This window comes from Kitasatospora sp. UYEF31 (assembly GCF_057291755.1).
On sequence record NZ_JBXAWK010000019.1, the window covers coordinates 86,305 to 101,209 of the forward strand.

At 63.7% G+C, this 14,905-nt stretch carries 20 protein-coding genes; 5 read left to right on the top strand and 15 right to left on the bottom strand.

The window, feature by feature from the left end:
- Nucleotides 1-19: 19 nt before the first annotated feature.
- Together AC0Z36_RS12425 and AC0Z36_RS12430 are read right to left on the bottom strand one after the other, a co-directional pair.
- Entirely contained in the window at nucleotides 20-805 is a 786-nt protein-coding gene (locus AC0Z36_RS12425) for a hypothetical protein (RefSeq protein WP_485462865.1), read from the bottom strand.
- A 2,419-nt stretch (nucleotides 806-3,224) separates the two neighbouring features.
- Nucleotides 3,225-3,398 (bottom strand): hypothetical protein, encoded by a 174-nt coding sequence (locus AC0Z36_RS12430; protein WP_485462866.1) that lies wholly within the window; start codon nucleotides 3,396-3,398, stop codon nucleotides 3,225-3,227.
- Between the two features lie 287 nt (nucleotides 3,399-3,685).
- On the opposite strand from AC0Z36_RS12430, the gene AC0Z36_RS12435 reads away from it, so the two are divergent.
- Nucleotides 3,686-4,150 carry a hypothetical protein gene (locus AC0Z36_RS12435; protein ID WP_485462867.1) on the top strand — a complete coding sequence of 155 codons (465 nt, stop codon included), beginning with the start codon at nucleotides 3,686-3,688 and terminating at the stop codon, nucleotides 4,148-4,150.
- Nucleotides 4,151-4,662: 512 nt separating this feature from the next.
- Here AC0Z36_RS12435 and AC0Z36_RS12440 read toward each other — a convergent pair.
- On the bottom strand, nucleotides 4,663-4,914 hold the full coding sequence (locus tag AC0Z36_RS12440) for a hypothetical protein (RefSeq protein ID WP_485462868.1): 252 nt from the start codon (nucleotides 4,912-4,914) through the stop codon (nucleotides 4,663-4,665).
- Nucleotides 4,915-5,436: 522 nt separating this feature from the next.
- Here AC0Z36_RS12440 and AC0Z36_RS12445 point away from each other — a divergent pair.
- On the top strand, nucleotides 5,437-6,258 hold the full coding sequence (locus AC0Z36_RS12445) for a helix-turn-helix domain-containing protein (protein WP_485462869.1): 822 nt from the start codon (nucleotides 5,437-5,439) through the stop codon (nucleotides 6,256-6,258).
- Entirely contained in the window at nucleotides 6,255-6,473 is a 219-nt protein-coding gene (locus AC0Z36_RS12450) for a DUF397 domain-containing protein (protein WP_485462870.1), read from the top strand. The genes AC0Z36_RS12445 and AC0Z36_RS12450 overlap by 4 nt, the downstream gene beginning before the upstream one ends.
- A gap of 93 nt (nucleotides 6,474-6,566) precedes the next feature.
- Here AC0Z36_RS12450 and AC0Z36_RS12455 read toward each other — a convergent pair whose 3' ends face one another.
- Nucleotides 6,567-8,177, bottom strand: coding sequence for a recombinase family protein (locus tag AC0Z36_RS12455; RefSeq protein ID WP_485462871.1), 1,611 nt, complete (start codon nucleotides 8,175-8,177; stop codon nucleotides 6,567-6,569).
- An 82-nt stretch (nucleotides 8,178-8,259) separates the two neighbouring features.
- Between AC0Z36_RS12455 and AC0Z36_RS12460 the strand changes: the two genes are divergently transcribed.
- On the top strand, nucleotides 8,260-8,811 hold the full coding sequence (locus AC0Z36_RS12460) for a DUF1990 domain-containing protein (protein WP_485462872.1): 552 nt from the start codon (nucleotides 8,260-8,262) through the stop codon (nucleotides 8,809-8,811).
- On the opposite strand, the gene AC0Z36_RS12465 is transcribed toward AC0Z36_RS12460, so the two are convergent.
- Together AC0Z36_RS12465 and AC0Z36_RS12470 are read right to left on the bottom strand one after the other, a co-directional pair.
- Entirely contained in the window at nucleotides 8,775-9,233 is a 459-nt protein-coding gene (locus AC0Z36_RS12465) for an SRPBCC family protein (RefSeq protein WP_485462873.1), read from the bottom strand. The genes AC0Z36_RS12460 and AC0Z36_RS12465 overlap by 37 nt on opposite strands.
- A 39-nt stretch (nucleotides 9,234-9,272) precedes the next feature.
- On the bottom strand, nucleotides 9,273-9,695 hold the full coding sequence (locus tag AC0Z36_RS12470) for a nuclear transport factor 2 family protein (RefSeq protein ID WP_485462874.1): 423 nt from the start codon (nucleotides 9,693-9,695) through the stop codon (nucleotides 9,273-9,275).
- Between the two features lie 73 nt (nucleotides 9,696-9,768).
- Between AC0Z36_RS12470 and AC0Z36_RS12475 the strand changes: the two genes are divergently transcribed.
- Nucleotides 9,769-10,275: a DUF6817 domain-containing protein gene (locus tag AC0Z36_RS12475; RefSeq protein ID WP_485462875.1), complete on the top strand. Its 507-nt coding sequence runs from the start codon at nucleotides 9,769-9,771 to the stop codon at nucleotides 10,273-10,275.
- Between the two features lie 55 nt (nucleotides 10,276-10,330).
- Here AC0Z36_RS12475 and AC0Z36_RS12480 read toward each other — a convergent pair whose 3' ends face one another.
- From AC0Z36_RS12480 to AC0Z36_RS12520, 9 genes are all read right to left on the bottom strand, one after another.
- Nucleotides 10,331-10,558 carry a hypothetical protein gene (locus AC0Z36_RS12480; protein WP_485462876.1) on the bottom strand — a complete coding sequence of 76 codons (228 nt, stop codon included), beginning with the start codon at nucleotides 10,556-10,558 and terminating at the stop codon, nucleotides 10,331-10,333.
- Nucleotides 10,559-10,594: 36 nt separating this feature from the next.
- The gene (locus AC0Z36_RS12485) at nucleotides 10,595-11,191 is read right to left on the bottom strand and encodes a hypothetical protein (protein ID WP_485462877.1); all 597 of its coding nucleotides are present in this window, start codon (nucleotides 11,189-11,191) and stop codon (nucleotides 10,595-10,597) included.
- Nucleotides 11,192-11,331: 140 nt separating this feature from the next.
- Complete coding sequence (locus AC0Z36_RS12490) at nucleotides 11,332-11,724, bottom strand: VOC family protein (protein ID WP_485462878.1); 393 nt, start codon at nucleotides 11,722-11,724, stop codon at nucleotides 11,332-11,334.
- Nucleotides 11,725-11,855: 131 nt separating this feature from the next.
- A complete protein-coding gene (locus tag AC0Z36_RS12495) occupies nucleotides 11,856-12,488 on the bottom strand; it encodes a pyridoxamine 5'-phosphate oxidase family protein (protein ID WP_485462879.1) in 633 nt (210 codons plus the stop codon).
- Between the two features lie 115 nt (nucleotides 12,489-12,603).
- Complete coding sequence (locus tag AC0Z36_RS12500; protein ID WP_485462880.1) at nucleotides 12,604-13,197, bottom strand: maleylpyruvate isomerase N-terminal domain-containing protein; 594 nt, start codon at nucleotides 13,195-13,197, stop codon at nucleotides 12,604-12,606.
- A 12-nt stretch (nucleotides 13,198-13,209) separates the two neighbouring features.
- Nucleotides 13,210-13,359 carry a hypothetical protein gene (locus AC0Z36_RS12505; RefSeq protein WP_485462881.1) on the bottom strand — a complete coding sequence of 50 codons (150 nt, stop codon included), beginning with the start codon at nucleotides 13,357-13,359 and terminating at the stop codon, nucleotides 13,210-13,212.
- 138 nt (nucleotides 13,360-13,497) lie between these two features.
- On the bottom strand, nucleotides 13,498-14,217 hold the full coding sequence (locus AC0Z36_RS12510) for a helical backbone metal receptor (RefSeq protein WP_485462886.1): 720 nt from the start codon (nucleotides 14,215-14,217) through the stop codon (nucleotides 13,498-13,500).
- A 44-nt stretch (nucleotides 14,218-14,261) separates the two neighbouring features.
- On the bottom strand, nucleotides 14,262-14,405 hold the full coding sequence (locus AC0Z36_RS12515; protein ID WP_485462882.1) for a hypothetical protein: 144 nt from the start codon (nucleotides 14,403-14,405) through the stop codon (nucleotides 14,262-14,264).
- A 47-nt stretch (nucleotides 14,406-14,452) separates the two neighbouring features.
- Entirely contained in the window at nucleotides 14,453-14,716 is a 264-nt protein-coding gene (locus AC0Z36_RS12520) for an imine reductase family protein (protein WP_485462883.1), read from the bottom strand.
- Nucleotides 14,717-14,905: the final 189 nt, after the last annotated feature.

Below are 14,905 nucleotides of genomic sequence, written 5' to 3' on the forward strand. Positions count from 1 at the left end.
TCCAGGGTGAGAGTCATCGCTACTTTCCATAGGGGTAAGCGTCCGGGTAGCACGTATCACAACCCTGCAAAGTAGCGTTGAGATCAGGCACAGTCACGACATGACCGCCGTGCCGGTAGGTATCAACCATTACCGGGATGCATTCGCAATCGTCGGACACCCGAAAGGAGTCTGTGCAGTCGTAACAAACCGCACGGGAATGCTCCGTCTTTATCCATCCGTCGCAAGAGTCGCACTCACGGTAACCAAGACTCTTGATAACCTCGTCAGCATCTTCCGTGCCGCAGCCGGAGCACGAGAATGCGAAATACCCGTCCGGGTGATTGGAAATCACATCCCCCGCGTCAACCCCACCGGGGAGGGAGTGGCAGTTGTCAATCAGCTTTACGGCCGTGTCGTACTCCCTATCGGAGTACTCCTCAGAGTCCCGCAATCCCCCGTCACTAATGGCGTGCTCCAGTGACTGGACAAGCGCCACAAGCGCGGGGTTCGCCGCGTTGTAGAAGAATCCTTCACGAACTTCCGCCCAATCGCTAGGCTTTGCCTCGTGCTTAAAGAAGGACTTGACCGCCACATAGTTAACGACGTCCAAGTTCCACTCACACTCATGTCCGGACCAGTAGTCGCCAGGGTCGTTAATGGGGCCGTTGACGCTTACCACAACCCCTACAGACACCCACTCGTTCTCAGCGGCCAATTCCCGCACATCATCATGGTCGAAACAGTATCCGGCATAGTCCTGGATATAGCGGGAAACATCTTCCGAAAGGGTAATGCGGTCGGCGCGGAAAAGGGTTACAGACATGCTTTCTCCCTGAGTGTGATGCCTACCGATTGACCTATTGGCCACAGCAAACGCACGGTGTATATCCGTGCGCCACTGAATCCACTAGCTCATAAACATTGCGGTGAATCCGACATCACCATGTTGGTGCGGACCGCAAAACCCATCACATGCGAATTCGTTGTACCCGTTGGGGCAGACGTACGTAACGGACCCCTCGTAGTCCATGGCGTTTGCCTCGGACTCCGTGATCCAGAAATCGCCCCGAACCGAATTGGAGCGCATCATTTCCATGGCGCACCTTTCGCAGAATGCGCCACTCGTTATTCCGTTATTCGAGTAGGACGCGAAGTACCCCCGGTACCCGCGATTCAGGCAGTGCATAACCCACTCGCCGGAGGATGTTACGACGAATTCACACTGGCGCTTTTTGAAGTCAACCACCACGCACCCCTTAAAGGCGTCTGTGTGCCTCTGTGAGGGACTCGATCGAATCCCTAGCGCCCTAGGCCGCTTTGCTGCGCACGGCGTCCTTACGGACCCGACCTAGGACTCTCCTTAACCTTGCATCCAAGGAATGGAGGACTCGACAGGGACCATAATTTCGTAAGGTTCTCCTGTCTGGTAACTCGCAAATTCAACGAAGGCATTTCTCCCGGACCTGCTAACGGTTACGTAAATTACGCGGCTAAGCGGGTAACCGTTCGGGCGGATGCTATCGCCACTCGTTATGTACCCAGCTCGATTGAGTTCGGACCATTCTTCCCACATATTCTCACGCCGAATGGCGCGGTCCAATTCGATTTGAATCTCGTCAAAGTGGACGCTCATATTCATGTCTCCCCAGCTTCATTCGGCACCGCTTATTAGCGGCAGACACACCCCGAAAGGCGTGTTTCTGCATAAGGGAACTGCCGGGCAATGTCTGGGCAGTCTTCGCATTTGTCATCCATCCGTTGTCATGCAATTAACGGACACGTCTTGCCAGACGTTCGAAAGCGGCTTGTGTAGCTACTCAGTGAGACCCGCACACACGGCCCGTAAAGGCACCTCTAAGCGGCTATCTACACTCTCCGATCACTCGCCCCGCTACCGGCCTCTATGAACCCCTACAGCGGCTGATACGGCGTACCTAGTGGCACGGCTTACGTTGGCGCTGTCTACCGGGCTTGCATGGCATTTGCCTTGCAGTATCCGGAGGCATTCGTAGTGGTTGCTACGGGTGATTCTCGGTATTTAGTTCTCAATGAGCTGGAGTTCCCTTAGGCCGCTTTGTGAGCGGCTTCTGGCACTCTGTCGGTCGCGCTTACCGGACCCCGTTGCGTTTGCCTGCCGTTCCCTGAGTGCCGAGCGGTTCGCTCTGGCCGGTACTGAGTGGCGCTTGTCGGGCGGTTGCTGCGGTGCTGACGGGGAGAACACTCCTCTTCTGAACACAGGTGGTCAAGCGTCCTGTATGCCAACTTTGAATGCATGGGTCCGCACTGTTCGCGCGCCGCGCACCCGCGTCATACCACACATGAAGTAATGCTTTTGACGTGAGGCAGGTCACATGTTGAACGTGTTCAATAGTCGACATTGAACGTGTTCAAATGCTCTCTTGATCCCGGCGTGAGGCGTGTTCGTGACATCTGGTATGGAGTGTGTATGGTCACCCTGATGTCGCGGGTCCGCTGCCTATGTGCTAAGGGTGCTCCACGGTGACGACCGCCGGTCGTGTCTGACGCCTGCGACCGAATGTCGTACGGGCCGCGTCGCCTCGCCTGTGAGGGCCCTACGTGGCCCGTTGTGCTCGTGCCTATGGGTAGAGGTGTCGGGCGTGAATGCCTGCCACGCACGTACGCCTATTCGCACTCCTGTGTGCCGAATAGATATCCGCAGGCATTTCCCATGGGTACCCGATTGTTGAATCGTCTCGTGCTAACTAATAGATGAATCAGTTAGCGCGCATTTCATGTTCTAATAGATGTCTGTATCCATGTGCATATGGGGGGTAATGCTCTGTTCGATCTCAAGAGCACCCACAAGGAGTGCCTTCCGTCCTTCGTGGACAGGTATGGCTAACTCGACTCACTCTGCGTGACCAGGGCTCCGCGGCCTCCCGCCGGCCTTCTCTGAGGCCCTGATTGGCCTCTTCCTCGCCCCGTCAAGCCTTTCCGGAGCCTCTTTCTTGTGATCTACGTCTCTTCTGAGCGAATCTTGTCGGCCGAACCGGCTCCCGACACGTACAAATTAGGTGAGGGGTTATATACCTGAGGACCTCAGCTGCCGAGACTCCCCTGAAGGAGTCTCGTGCTAACTAATTAATTCCTGGGGGTCAGGTGAGCTTGCCATCAGCCAGTGCACAGAGCCCGGCCGACACCCCCACCACGAAGGGGCGCGCGCACAAACACCCGCCCGGTAGGTCCAGGCGGGGTACTCAGGGGTAGCGGAGGTGCTGAAGCTACTGCGTGACCTGCGCGGAGGCTAGCAAGGCGTCGATCTCAGTATGACTGGCCTGGAGCTGCTTCCGCTCACTGCGTAGGGCGTCAAAATTTACGCTCTGCTCCACGATCTCGTACTTGTCGGCGCTCTCCGCACGCAGGGACGAGCGGGGGATGTCTCGAATCTCCACCACGACGTCGTCGCCTGCGTTGATCTGCGGATACTGCGTGGAACCCCCTCCGCCCCCCCATGTCACCAGCGATGAGGACCACTCCGGGGGGAGAGAATCACTGGGCTGTCGCGGCCCGGCCGGCGCGCCACGGTCTGCCCAGCGAGATGCGGTGCTAGCCGCCGTGACTGATGGCGTCCCGCTGGTGGACGCCGCCGCTTCGATACCCTGGAACCCCGTGTCGGCCGACCCTGAGAAGGACTCCCATCATGCGCCCTGCCAGGTTCCATCAGCTTCTCATCGACTCCCTAATGGCTGCTGGGCACACCGTCCGGACGATCGACGAGGCGGGCTACCCCCCCGAGGGGCAGTTCGGATTCGTCCTGGACCTCCCCGGCGGAGCTGCCGCCCTCATCGGCATCGTCTGCACCGCCCCGGAGGCGGATTTGAAGATGCTCGGGGAGGAACCGGTCAAGCTCGGCGAGCCCGCCTCTCAGCTGCCCGAATTCCCGGCGCCGACAGACGGAAGAATCCACGCCGCGTATGTCGAGCACATCATCGCTTCTGCCGTGGTCAGTGCTGGGAGTGACGAAATCAAAACGGTCACCCCCTCCAGCACTGCGCCAAGCATCTACTCCACCACGTCGTACGGCTGCCGGGTGCTCAGCCATAGCGGCGCCAAAAACTTCGTGCAGATCCGCCACCTTCTCCGCTCCGGTGACCGTCCGACGCCGTGGCCGAACGGCAACGCCTACAACTTCCCCGCGGTCCTCTAACACCTGCGAACACAGAAAAGGCCCGAGCCCACTAGGGCTCGGGCCTTCTTTATTGGGCGCTATCCGTTACTGCCTGCGCATAGCTTGCCTTGTTTGTTCTGGTGGGGCGTTCGGGTGCCCCTCGGGGTGCCGTTCTTCCCGACCAGTTGTCCGCAGGTCGGACAGGTGGTCGTCTCTCCTGAACTCAGGGTGAACACGTCCGCAATACGGATGTACCTCACAGATGCTCCCTCGATAGAGATCACTAGGTGTGGTGCGCCCCGCCTGTGGGGATCGACCAGGAGCTCACAGGCGGGGCCGATTAGGTGCCCCGGCCGGCGGGGTGGGAGTGCACACCGACCGAGGCAGTTGTGTGGCCGTTCGCCACCGCACGGGGGTTCACGAGGTCCCCGTACGACGGACCAGCGTGCCGTGCTTCTCCGGACGGACGGTGCGGTGTCCACGTCCTGTCCGAACCGGTGCTGATCCAACGGCCACACCCCGCCGGTTTGTCCCCGGCGGGAGTCTTTGGGTTAGATCGCCTCGTCCTGCCGATCAGCAAGGGCCTGAGGACTGGCGTAGTCGGGGCGGGTAGCCGCAAAGCTGAGGTCCCGAGAATTACGCAGCCTCGCGGCAGCCAGCACATCCGGGTGAATCGCATCATGCGGCACAAACCACCACGATTGGAAGTAGTCAGAGCCCTTCTCCACTGCGAGCGCCGACGCCTGCGCGAACAACATGGCATCCCGGATGGAGCCGCCGACGCTGCGAATTGTCGAGAACACGCTAAGTCCGGCACCCTGCGCCTGCCTGGCCGCCGCCCACTCGGCGAGGGCCAGGTCCGCGCTGGTAGCTCCCCACGCGACCAGCAATACCCGCCGACCCTGGGTAGGACTCCTGTGTGAACGACGGGAGGCCTCGGTCATGGATGCGCGGTGACCCATGAGTTCTACGTCAGTTTTTGCGGGCACGCTACCGACCCCCCGCGCTGCTCGGCAGCGGCCTCGCTCACCAGGAAAGTCATGTGCTCAACCGGCGTGGCCGGCCGTGAGTCGAGGTACCCGCACACCCACTCGTCTCCGCCTTCAGGCGAACGCAGGCGAACGAACTGCCTGTTCTCAAAGAGGACTTCGCCGATCCTCCCGTCTCGGGTGTCCACCAGGTACCGCGCGCTGCCCATCGGAACGCCTTCCGTCACATCAAGCTGGGGTGTCTTGTTTCCTTCTCACACCCACACTCCTCTCGACGGCGCTACAGTCCAAGGACTGACGACATTAACTCTCAGTCGTAATGTGGGGGCGCTGCGTATGGAAACGCACGGCGAGCACGATGGGCCAGTGCAGACGTTTGGTGTGATCTTGAGACGCATGCGCCTGCGAGCAGGCTGGAAGCAGAGCGAACTCGGCGACAAATCCGGCCTGATGTCTCAGTCCCGCGTCGCTCAGATCGAAGGTGGGCACGTTGCCCCAAGCCGAGAGAACGCACTAGCGTTCGATGCCGCCTTTGGGTTGGCTGGTGTCTTTGAGGAGCTGTGGCGTCTGGTCGACAAGGTCGCCAGCTACCCCGACTGGGTACGTCGGTACATCGAACTGTCGGAGCTGGCTACTTCGATTCGGCAGTACTCGGTCATCGTGCCCGGCCTACTTCAGACACAGGGATACGCCCGCGAGATCTTGGCCGCAGGCCGGCCACGTGACTCCGCCGAGGAAATTGAGGTCCGTGTGCACGCTCGGCTGGAGCGTCAGGAGGTACTGCATCGCGAGGCCCCCCCGGTCCTGTCCTTTGTGCTGGACGAGGCGATTTTCCTGCGCCAGGTGGGAGCCCCAGATGTGTGGCGAGCGCAGCTCTCACGCCTCCTGAGCATCTGCGAAAACCGGCATGTCCGCGTCCAGGTGTTGCCGTTAGTCGCTGGAGCGCACGCCGCAATGGGTGGCGGCCTCACTCTCCTCGGACTGCCTAACGGCCCGTCCGTGGCCTACCTCGAAGGCAGCTTCACTGGGCAGTTGATTGAGGTTCCGCAACTAGTCGCCGAGTTCGGCCTAACCTACGATTTGCTAGTAGAGAGTTCACTCTCGCGCAAGCACTCAGTGGCCGTGATTCGTAAGGCGATGGAGGCACTACCGATATGAGCACCACCCCCCGTGAGTACGACCTGAGCCAAGCCAAGTTCCACAAGAGCACCTACAGCAACGGGCAGGGTGGGGACTGCGTGGACTGCGCCACCAACCTGAACAGTGTGGTTCCCGTCCGTGACACCAAGCTTGAGAGGGTGCAGCCGGGCAGCAGCCCTGTTCTGTGCTTCCCCCGTGAGGCATGGGCCAAGTTCCTCGAAGGCGTTGCGTAGCCCCTGCCCGCGCTACTCGATGCCCCGCCGGTTCTCGGCGGGGCATCGCCTACTTCTGGGGCCTGCAATCCGCAATTTAGGGGGCGGCCGGCCTCACTCTTCGTAGGTCGCGGCCACCACATCGCGGATGCGGTCCCGCAGCTTGCTGAAGTCTGCATCCCACTTGTTCTCGGAGTGGACCACGATTTTGACGCCGAGGTTGAGCAGCAGCTTCCGTCGCTCGGGCCACTCTGCGGCATCCCAGTGTTCGGCGTAGGTCCTGCCGGTCTTCTCCCATGCGTATCCGGACTCGACCTGTGGAAGTGCTTCCAAACGGACCAGTTCTTGTCCCAAGGAGACCATGCGCTCTTGGAACTCTGTGACTTCGCTCTTGGTGACGTAGACCCCGGCAGCGCGGTCTTCGAGCAGGTCAGCCCGAGCGCTCTTGATGAAGTCCATGCGTTCTGTGTGGTCCTCCCCCACGATGAAGATCCGCCGCTCTTCGGGGAGGTCGCCGACCAGGTCCTTGAGCGCGCCCTCGATGTACTCCTCGATGGCAAGGCCCAAAACGAAAACTCCGCACTGTGTTACCCGGTCAGGGACGTAGCAACGGAACTTGTAGTAGGTGACCTGCCGTGCCTTAAGTTCATGGGTGGAGCGGACAGAGTTGAGGTTGCGGCCGCAGTTGCCGCAGGTGAGGATTCCAAGCAAGTTGCTCGTCTTCCTGCTCCGGGGGGCCATCTTGTTGAACCTCTTCTGAAGTTCGCCATACTCGCCCTGGCTGATCAGTGGCTCCGCTCTCTTCAACGGCAACCCGTCTGAGCCGCGTACCACCGTGCCCTTGTAGACCAGTTCGCCGAGGAGCGCCCGGCTTTGAAGTAATTTGCGTAGTGATGTGTTGTGCCATGGCTTCAGCTCGACGTCCGGGGCCTCAGGGTCCTTCTTGTCCCTCTGAGCGGTGCGGACGTATCCCGGAGGTATTTGCCGCGCGGAGAAGTCCTTGGACACGCTTGTGACCGGCTCGCCGCTGATGACTCGCGCCACCGCCTCGCGGACGTATCCCACGGTCTCAGGGTCGATCTCCAGGCGTACCACTCCGTCAGAGGTGGTGACGGGCATGTACCCGTACGGCACGCGACCGCCGATCCACCTGCCCGTTTTGAGTGAGCTTGCACGGCCGGCGGCGAAGCGCTCCTTGATCTTGTCGTGTTCGCCTTCGGCCAGTGCCGTGAAGACGTAGACGATGATCGACCCAACGAGGGGGTCTAGGAGGTCGTAGCCCTTGTCGGCTACGTAGATCTTCTTGCCGTGGTCTTTGCACCAGTCGAGGAAGCCGGCCATGTGCTTGACCTTCCGGCTTATTCGGTCGATGGCTGGCCAGACCATCACATCCCACTCGTCCTTCTTGGTGGTCAGCCATGGAGACACCAAGGGGCGCTCCCAGAGGTCGAGGTCGCCTCGTGTGCGGAGGTCGGGGACTCGGGCGACTACTTCGAAGCCGTGCGCGGTAGAGAACCCCTCCACGGTCTCCATATGGTGAACGGCGGAGGTCAAGCCTTCGTCAGCTCGGGACAGACGGGTCATCAGGAGTGCTCTAGGTATACCCACACAGGTAGGGTGACCTGCGGTTTTAATGTTTGTCAATCCTGACACCACGGGCAGACGATGTCGGACCAGATCTCGACGCGCATTGCTGTTACTCCATGTACTCGGTGGGCTGGACATGTGGGGAACATGCACGCTGCACCGGGTTATTCCACGGGGGCTGTGGACCGCACAGTCCTTGTGGTGGCCTACAGTTTCAGCCGTGCCACGTGATCTCCAGCGCCGATTCCGGTCCGCGCGCGCCGCGGCGCCCACCTACCCCGAGGTCGGAGCGACGCTCGACCGGCCGATGTCGGCCGGTTACACGTATGTGGACCGCAGGATCCGGCTCGGGAACGGGCAGCGGGTCTTCGAACGGGCGGGCGCCGCGGTCCAGAGCTGGGGTGCGCAGCGCGGGTCCGGTTTTGCGCTCTACCCCGGACCGTCGACCACGCCGGGCGACACCGTGCTGATGAAGATCCGTTTTCCGCACCCCAAAGCACTGCACCTGGTGATCCCGTGCCGCATCGTGTGGTCGGTCGACGAGCCCGGCCGGGTCGGCTTCGCGTACGGAACGCTCCCCGGCCACCCGGAGTGCGGCGAAGAGGCGTTCATGGTGTCCAGGGACGCCGACGGCGACGTCTGGTTCGCGGTGACGGCCTTCTCGAAGATGGCGACGTGGTACGCCCGGCTCGGGACTCCGGTCAGCCGGCTGATCCAGCGGCTGGCGATCGACAGCTATCTGCGGGCTGTCGTCGCAGCCGTCGCGACCTGACCGAGTCTGCGCAGTGACCTGCGGAGCAGCAACGCGACCACGGGTTTCACAAAAACCCAGCCGAACCGGCCGAGCGCGCCGAGCGGGAGCTCCAACTCCTCAGCCCAGATGATCCGGCTTCCAGCGGCCGTGGGAGTGATCCGGAAGAAGCCCGTCCCCCGTACGAAAAGACCTGTGTGGGTGACGGTCACCAGTGAAGGCGCCTGCCACTCGGTGATCTCCATCGTGTCCAGGAAACCGAGCCGTCCCACGCCGGTGAACGCCGCGAGGCGGGTGCCGACGGAGCGGCCGTCGCCGGTCTCGACGGTTGCCGAGGTGAGGAACATCCACTCGGAGTGGCGCGGCCAGTCGGTCAGCGTGTCGAACAACTGCCCGGCGCTGGCGGGGGTGTCGACGGCTACGGCGATACGGGACGGAGGCATGGTCACTATCAGACCACTACCCCCGCCCCCGTACACAGCTCAGACGTAACCCTTGGCGATGTGTTCGAGCCACCACGCGGGGGCCGCGTTCATCAGGGTGTTGAAGTCCCAGTAGTCGTGCCAGCGGATGAGCTTGCCCGCGCGGAACTCGTGCACCGACACAAACGGGAGCAGGACCTTCTCGCCGGTCTTCCAGTGCCATTCCTCGGCGTGCTCGGTGATGACGAGGTCGCCCTCGGCCACCATGTTCTTGAGGAAGTGCTCGTATCCGGACAGCTGGTCCAGACCGAGGCGCAGGCGTGCCGCGATGGCCTGCGGGCCGGTCGCGCCCGGTCCGGGTGCGGGGACGTCGGTGTAGTGGCCGTCCTCGGCGAAGTAGGCCCCGACCTTGTCGAAGTCCCGTACGTACAGGTCCTGCCAGAACTGCTCGACCAGCTTCTTGTTGCCGGTTGTGTCGGCCATGTTCCACCCCTGGTGTCGTTGGCGGGACTATAGGACGGCAGCCTGCCGATGTCTCTAGACACAAGGGGGAACCATGTTGAGGGAACTGCTCATCAGGTACGGCGCGGAGGGCATCGAACACCCCGGCGGCACGCTGCTCGCCCACCTCGAACGCACCGGCGGACTCCTGGAAACCTGGGGCGCCCGGCCGGTGTTGGTCACCGCCGGGGTCTGCCACGCGTTCTACGGAACCGACGGCTTCGGGACCGCACTGCTCCCGCTGGAGCAGCGCGCTGTGCTCAAGGACACGATCGGCGAGGAGGCCGAAGCGCTGGTCTACTTCTACGCCAGTTGCGACCGGAAGGCGTCGTACGGTGATCTCGCCGATTTCCGCGACCGGTTCACCGGGGAGTCGTACGAACCGGCCCCCCAGCGGCTGCGCGACTTCGCGGAGCTGACGGCGGCCAACGAACTGGACATCATGCGGATCAACCCGCGGGCCCGCGAACAGTGGGGCGGAAGAGTGCTGGACCTGCTCACCGGGTTCAGGCCGTTCCTGAGTGAGCCCGCCTGGGCCGACTGCCGGCGCCTGCTCGGCTGACCACCGGGCGGGCCACGTCTGAAGGTTCACCTCCGGGGAGTGGCCCGCCCGCCGGTCATTCGATCCGCCCGGCGACGACGTAGCCGACTGCGGCGAGCATCGCGCTGATGCCGAAGCTGGTCAGATAGGCCGCGTCGGCTGAGTGGCTCAGTAGCACCGCGAACACCGTTCCGCCCAGTGCGAGCACCGTGGTGGTGAACAAGGATTCCCCCAATTGCAGCGCAGAGCTGTTGACGCCCTGCTCCTCAGGCCTGGACAGTTCCAACGTCAGGGTGGACAACACGGGATAGATGAGACCCATCCCCAGGCCGCTCAGTGCTCAACCCGCCATTCCGATGAACACTGGGATCTGTTGGGACACGGTCAGCGCGGCCGAGCCGACGGCCGCCAGGAGCAGCAGCATGCCGAAGCGGAGCAAGCGCGTGCGTGCGGCTGTGACGGGGCGTCGGCCCTGGTACCAGGAACCGCCGAACCAGGCGAGGGCCCCCGCGGTGAGGGCGAAACCCGCGGCCGTGGTCGACAGGCCGCGTTCGCGGACGAGCAGTAGGGGGATGAACACCTCCGTGCCGACCATCGCGGATCCGGCCAGGCCGCGCAGCACGATCACGGACGGGAGTCCGCGCTTCATCCGGAAGGTTCCCCGGGGCAGCAGTTTCGGGGCGGAGACGATCAGTACGGCGACTCCCGCGCCGATGACCAGCCCGGCGGTCAGGCCGCGCTCCTGGCCGCCGATGTGCAGCGCGACCGCGCCGGCCGCCGTGGCCACGGCCCACAGGGTGCGCCGGGTGTCGGGGCGTTCCGACGATCCGACGACCGTGATCGTACGGAGGGCCGGCCGGATCAGCAGTGCGGCCGGGACGACCAGCACCGGCACGGATATGCGTGCGCCTCCCCGTACAACCGTCTTTGCTGACATCGCGGCACTCCCCGAGTTGATCCCTGCGAACCGACAGGTGATCAGCGTGGAAGGTGAAGTGCGGTTCAAGTCGAGGGGATGTCATCCGCATCATGAAAGCACTGTGCCCGCCCGCAAAGAGGGCGGGCACGGCACGTCTTCTACTGCGCCTGGCTCATGTCCATGTACATCAACTCCCAGACGTGGCCGTCCAGGTCCTGGAAACTGGCGCCGTACATCGGGCCCATGTCCATGACCGGCTTCCACGCGGTGGCACCGGCGGCGAGGGCCTTGGCGAGGGTGTCGTCGACCTCCGCGCGGCTCTCCGCGGACAGGGCGGTGAGCACCTCGGTCGCCTTCGTGGCGTCACTGATCCCGCCGTTGATGAAGTCCTTGAACCGGGCTTCCTCAAGGAGCATCACGAAGATGTTCTCGTCGACGATCATGCACGCGGTCGTCGCGTCGGAGAACACCGGGTTGAACCCGAAACCCAGCGCGCCGAAGAACTCGCGGGACTTGGCGACATTCTTGACGGGAAGGTTAACGAAGATCATGCGCATGGTGGCTGTTCCTTGGCGACGCGTGGTGGTGACCGCACTGTGGTTGTTGCTGGAAAATTAACAGCGGGCACCGACAACGGCGGATTGAGTGGGCCGTACGGAGGAAGTCCACCCCGTACGGCGGATCAGCCCCGCTTCAAGTGCTCCGGCAGCTCAATACCTGCCCGCAGATCCGGATCAGGGACAGGACTCCCCCACACCTGCTCCACCGGCAGCACCCCGGCCCACACGTCCAGCGCCCGGTCCTCGTCCTCATCGTCCGGCCAGCCGTCGCTGATCTTCACCGAAGATTCGTCGATCGACAATGCCAGCAGCGTGGTCGCGGCCAGTTCCTTGCGGATCGGCTGCCGGGCGTAGTCCCACTGCCCCGGTGTCACACGCTCAGTGATCGCCCGCAGTCCGGCCAGCTTCTCTACCGGGTCGGTCACGACCCGCGGCACGCCGTAGACCATCGCACTGCGGTACCGCACCGAGTGCTCGAACACCGACCGGGCCACGATCAGCGCGTTCACGTGCGTCACCGTGACGCACACGACCGCCGCCGGGTCGGCGGCCAGACTGCGGGAGGCCACCGAACCGTGGAAGAGCAGCTCGTCGCCGAAGACTCCGTACACCGTCGGCACGACCATCGGATGCCCGTCGACGACGACACCCAGGTGGCACAGGAAACCGGCGTTCAGTACGGCGAGCAGGGAGCCGCGGTCGTGGCGGCCCTTGTCCTTGGCGCGCCGCAGCGTGGTTCGGTCGGTCGTGCTCATGCGATCTCTCCCGATAAGTGATCCACCGTCAGTGGATCGACTGGGAGAGGTTAGCGGTCGCGGTTCCGGCGCGCGGCCACGATGAAATCCGTACGAACGTTGTCGCTAACAAGCCCTAGTTGTGCCAGCGCCACACCGTGAGCCGTTTGTGCCCGTCCAGCTCACCCCGGCCCGTGGCCCACAGCAGCACCGGCCACGGGTCGACACCTTCCGCGGTGTCAGGCGCGTCGGGGAACAGTCGGTTCAGCACGGCCGCGCACAGTCCGCGCGGCGGGTCCCACCCAAGACCGAGGCCCTCGGCGAGGTCGTGCGTGTGCACCAGGACCTCGGCCACACCCATCGCCGCGAACCCCCCGGCGTCCGCCATCCCCGCCGGGTGCCACGCGACCACGCCCTCCGGAGTCGTACGCACGACCGAGGAGAGCAGCGCGCCGGTCGTCGTCAGGACGCTCAGCAACTCCTCGAGGTCGGAGTCCTTGTCGATGACGAGGTCGTACGGGACGTAGCCCTGCTGCGCCCGGCCCGCCAACTGCCCGGCGTAGGCGGCCAGCTCACTCGCCACGTGCTGCACGGTGAACCGGCAGTCCCACGCCAGGCTCCCGGCCCGTACGGTCCAGTCGGCGTCGCCGCCGTCCTTGAGGCAGTCCACCGCTGCTGCGACCGCTTCCTCCACCTGTCCGGGACTGACTGATTCAACGTTGAGCGTCATGGGCCCATGGTGTCATCCGGAAACGATCAGCAGGATCGCCAATACTCCGATCACCACACTGGAGGTGAGCGCGGTGACCAGCTGGCCGCGCGGTCCGGTGAGGATCCGGCCGACAAGACCGCCGCCGGCGGCCAGCAGCCCCGCGACCAACGCGGCGGTCACCGCTGCGGCAGGTTCGCGGCCTTCGGTGAGGTGGCGTTCTGTTGTCGGTGTCCGCCGTCTGCGGCAGGGACAGGCCGCGGGGCGCGGGGAAGTCTCATGCCGCCATATTCCAAGCTCGTACGGCGGCACCGCAAAGCATTAACCGAACAGCCCCGGCGCGTCAGCCAGGGATGGCCCGTACCAGGTCAGCAGCCGCCCGCTCACCAGCACGCACTCGATCCCGGGGAAGGCTTCAGGGCCGTCCTCCGCCGTGAAGGCATAGGGCTCATCCGGCAGGACGACCAGGTCAGGCCCCGCCGCCCGCAGTTCCCCGATCGGCACCTTGGGATAGCGCTCAGGGTGCTCCCCGTACAGATTCCCGATCCCGAGCCGGGCCAGGACGTCACCCGTGAACGTGTCCCGGCCGACGACCATCCAGGGCTTTCGCCAGACGGGAACGACGGCCGTACGGATTACCCCCGGCGTCACGGCCGCCCACGCTGCCTCGGCTTCGTCGAGCCACCCGGGCCGGTCCAGCCCGCACGCGACGGTGAGCAGCCGGTGCAACGACGCGAAAGCCGCAGGCACCGTACGGATCTGAGTCACCCAGACCGGCACCCCCGCCGCGCGCAGAGCGTCCAGGTCCGGCACCCGGTTCTCCTCCTCGTTGGCGACGACGAGGTCCGGGGCCAGCCCGATGATCCGCTCGACGTCCGGGTTCTTCGTACCGCCGACCCTGGTCGTCTCCAGGTCCGCCGGATGCGAGCACCAGTCCGTCGCGCCGACGAGGACGCCGGGGGCGGTCGCCGCGATCGACTCCGTCAGTGACGGCACCAGCGAGACGACCCGTTGCGGCTTGTCCTTGTGCTGGACCGTCAGCCCCAGATCGTCCCTGTGCTGGACCGTCAGCCCCAGATCGTCCTTCACACGCCCGCCGCCCGGCGCGCCGCCGTGTAGGCCTCCCACAAGTCGTCGCCCTCATAGGCGAACGACGCCAGGCCCTCCAGGCTCGCGGTGCTGCCGCGCAGCAGCGTTCCGTCCATGTCGAACACGTGCAACAGGGTCACGGCGGCACTCCCCGCGTTGATCACACTTGGAGTACCACTTTACGCCGCTACGCCGAGCGGTTTCCCAGACCCGCTTTGACATCAGCCTTGATGCCCTCCGTGATGCGGACGAAGTTCTCCGCCCCGTGCCCGGCCGCGATCTGGCGGTCGATGAGGGCCTTGATCGGAGCGATCACCTCGACACCGATGCCCTGGTCCAGGCTCACCTGGACGATGCTGTCCAGGGCGCCCTTGTTGAAGTTGAGGTCCATGACCTCGGTGGTGGTGTAGTCGCCGCCGTCGATGACCGGGGTGTTCTTGTGCGTGCTCACGGGGTCTCCAAGGTGTTCGCCCCTGCGCAGGTGGCGGGGCGTTGACACCATGGTTTCTTTTGCGCGATCCCATCAGCAAGTACCTACTTTAAAGGTGACTGTTTTGGATGGTCGGTGAGCTGCGGTCTGGTGCGGAGTGGTCTTGCCTGGCCGGTAGATTGATCTTGTGACCGACGCTCAGCAGCAGCC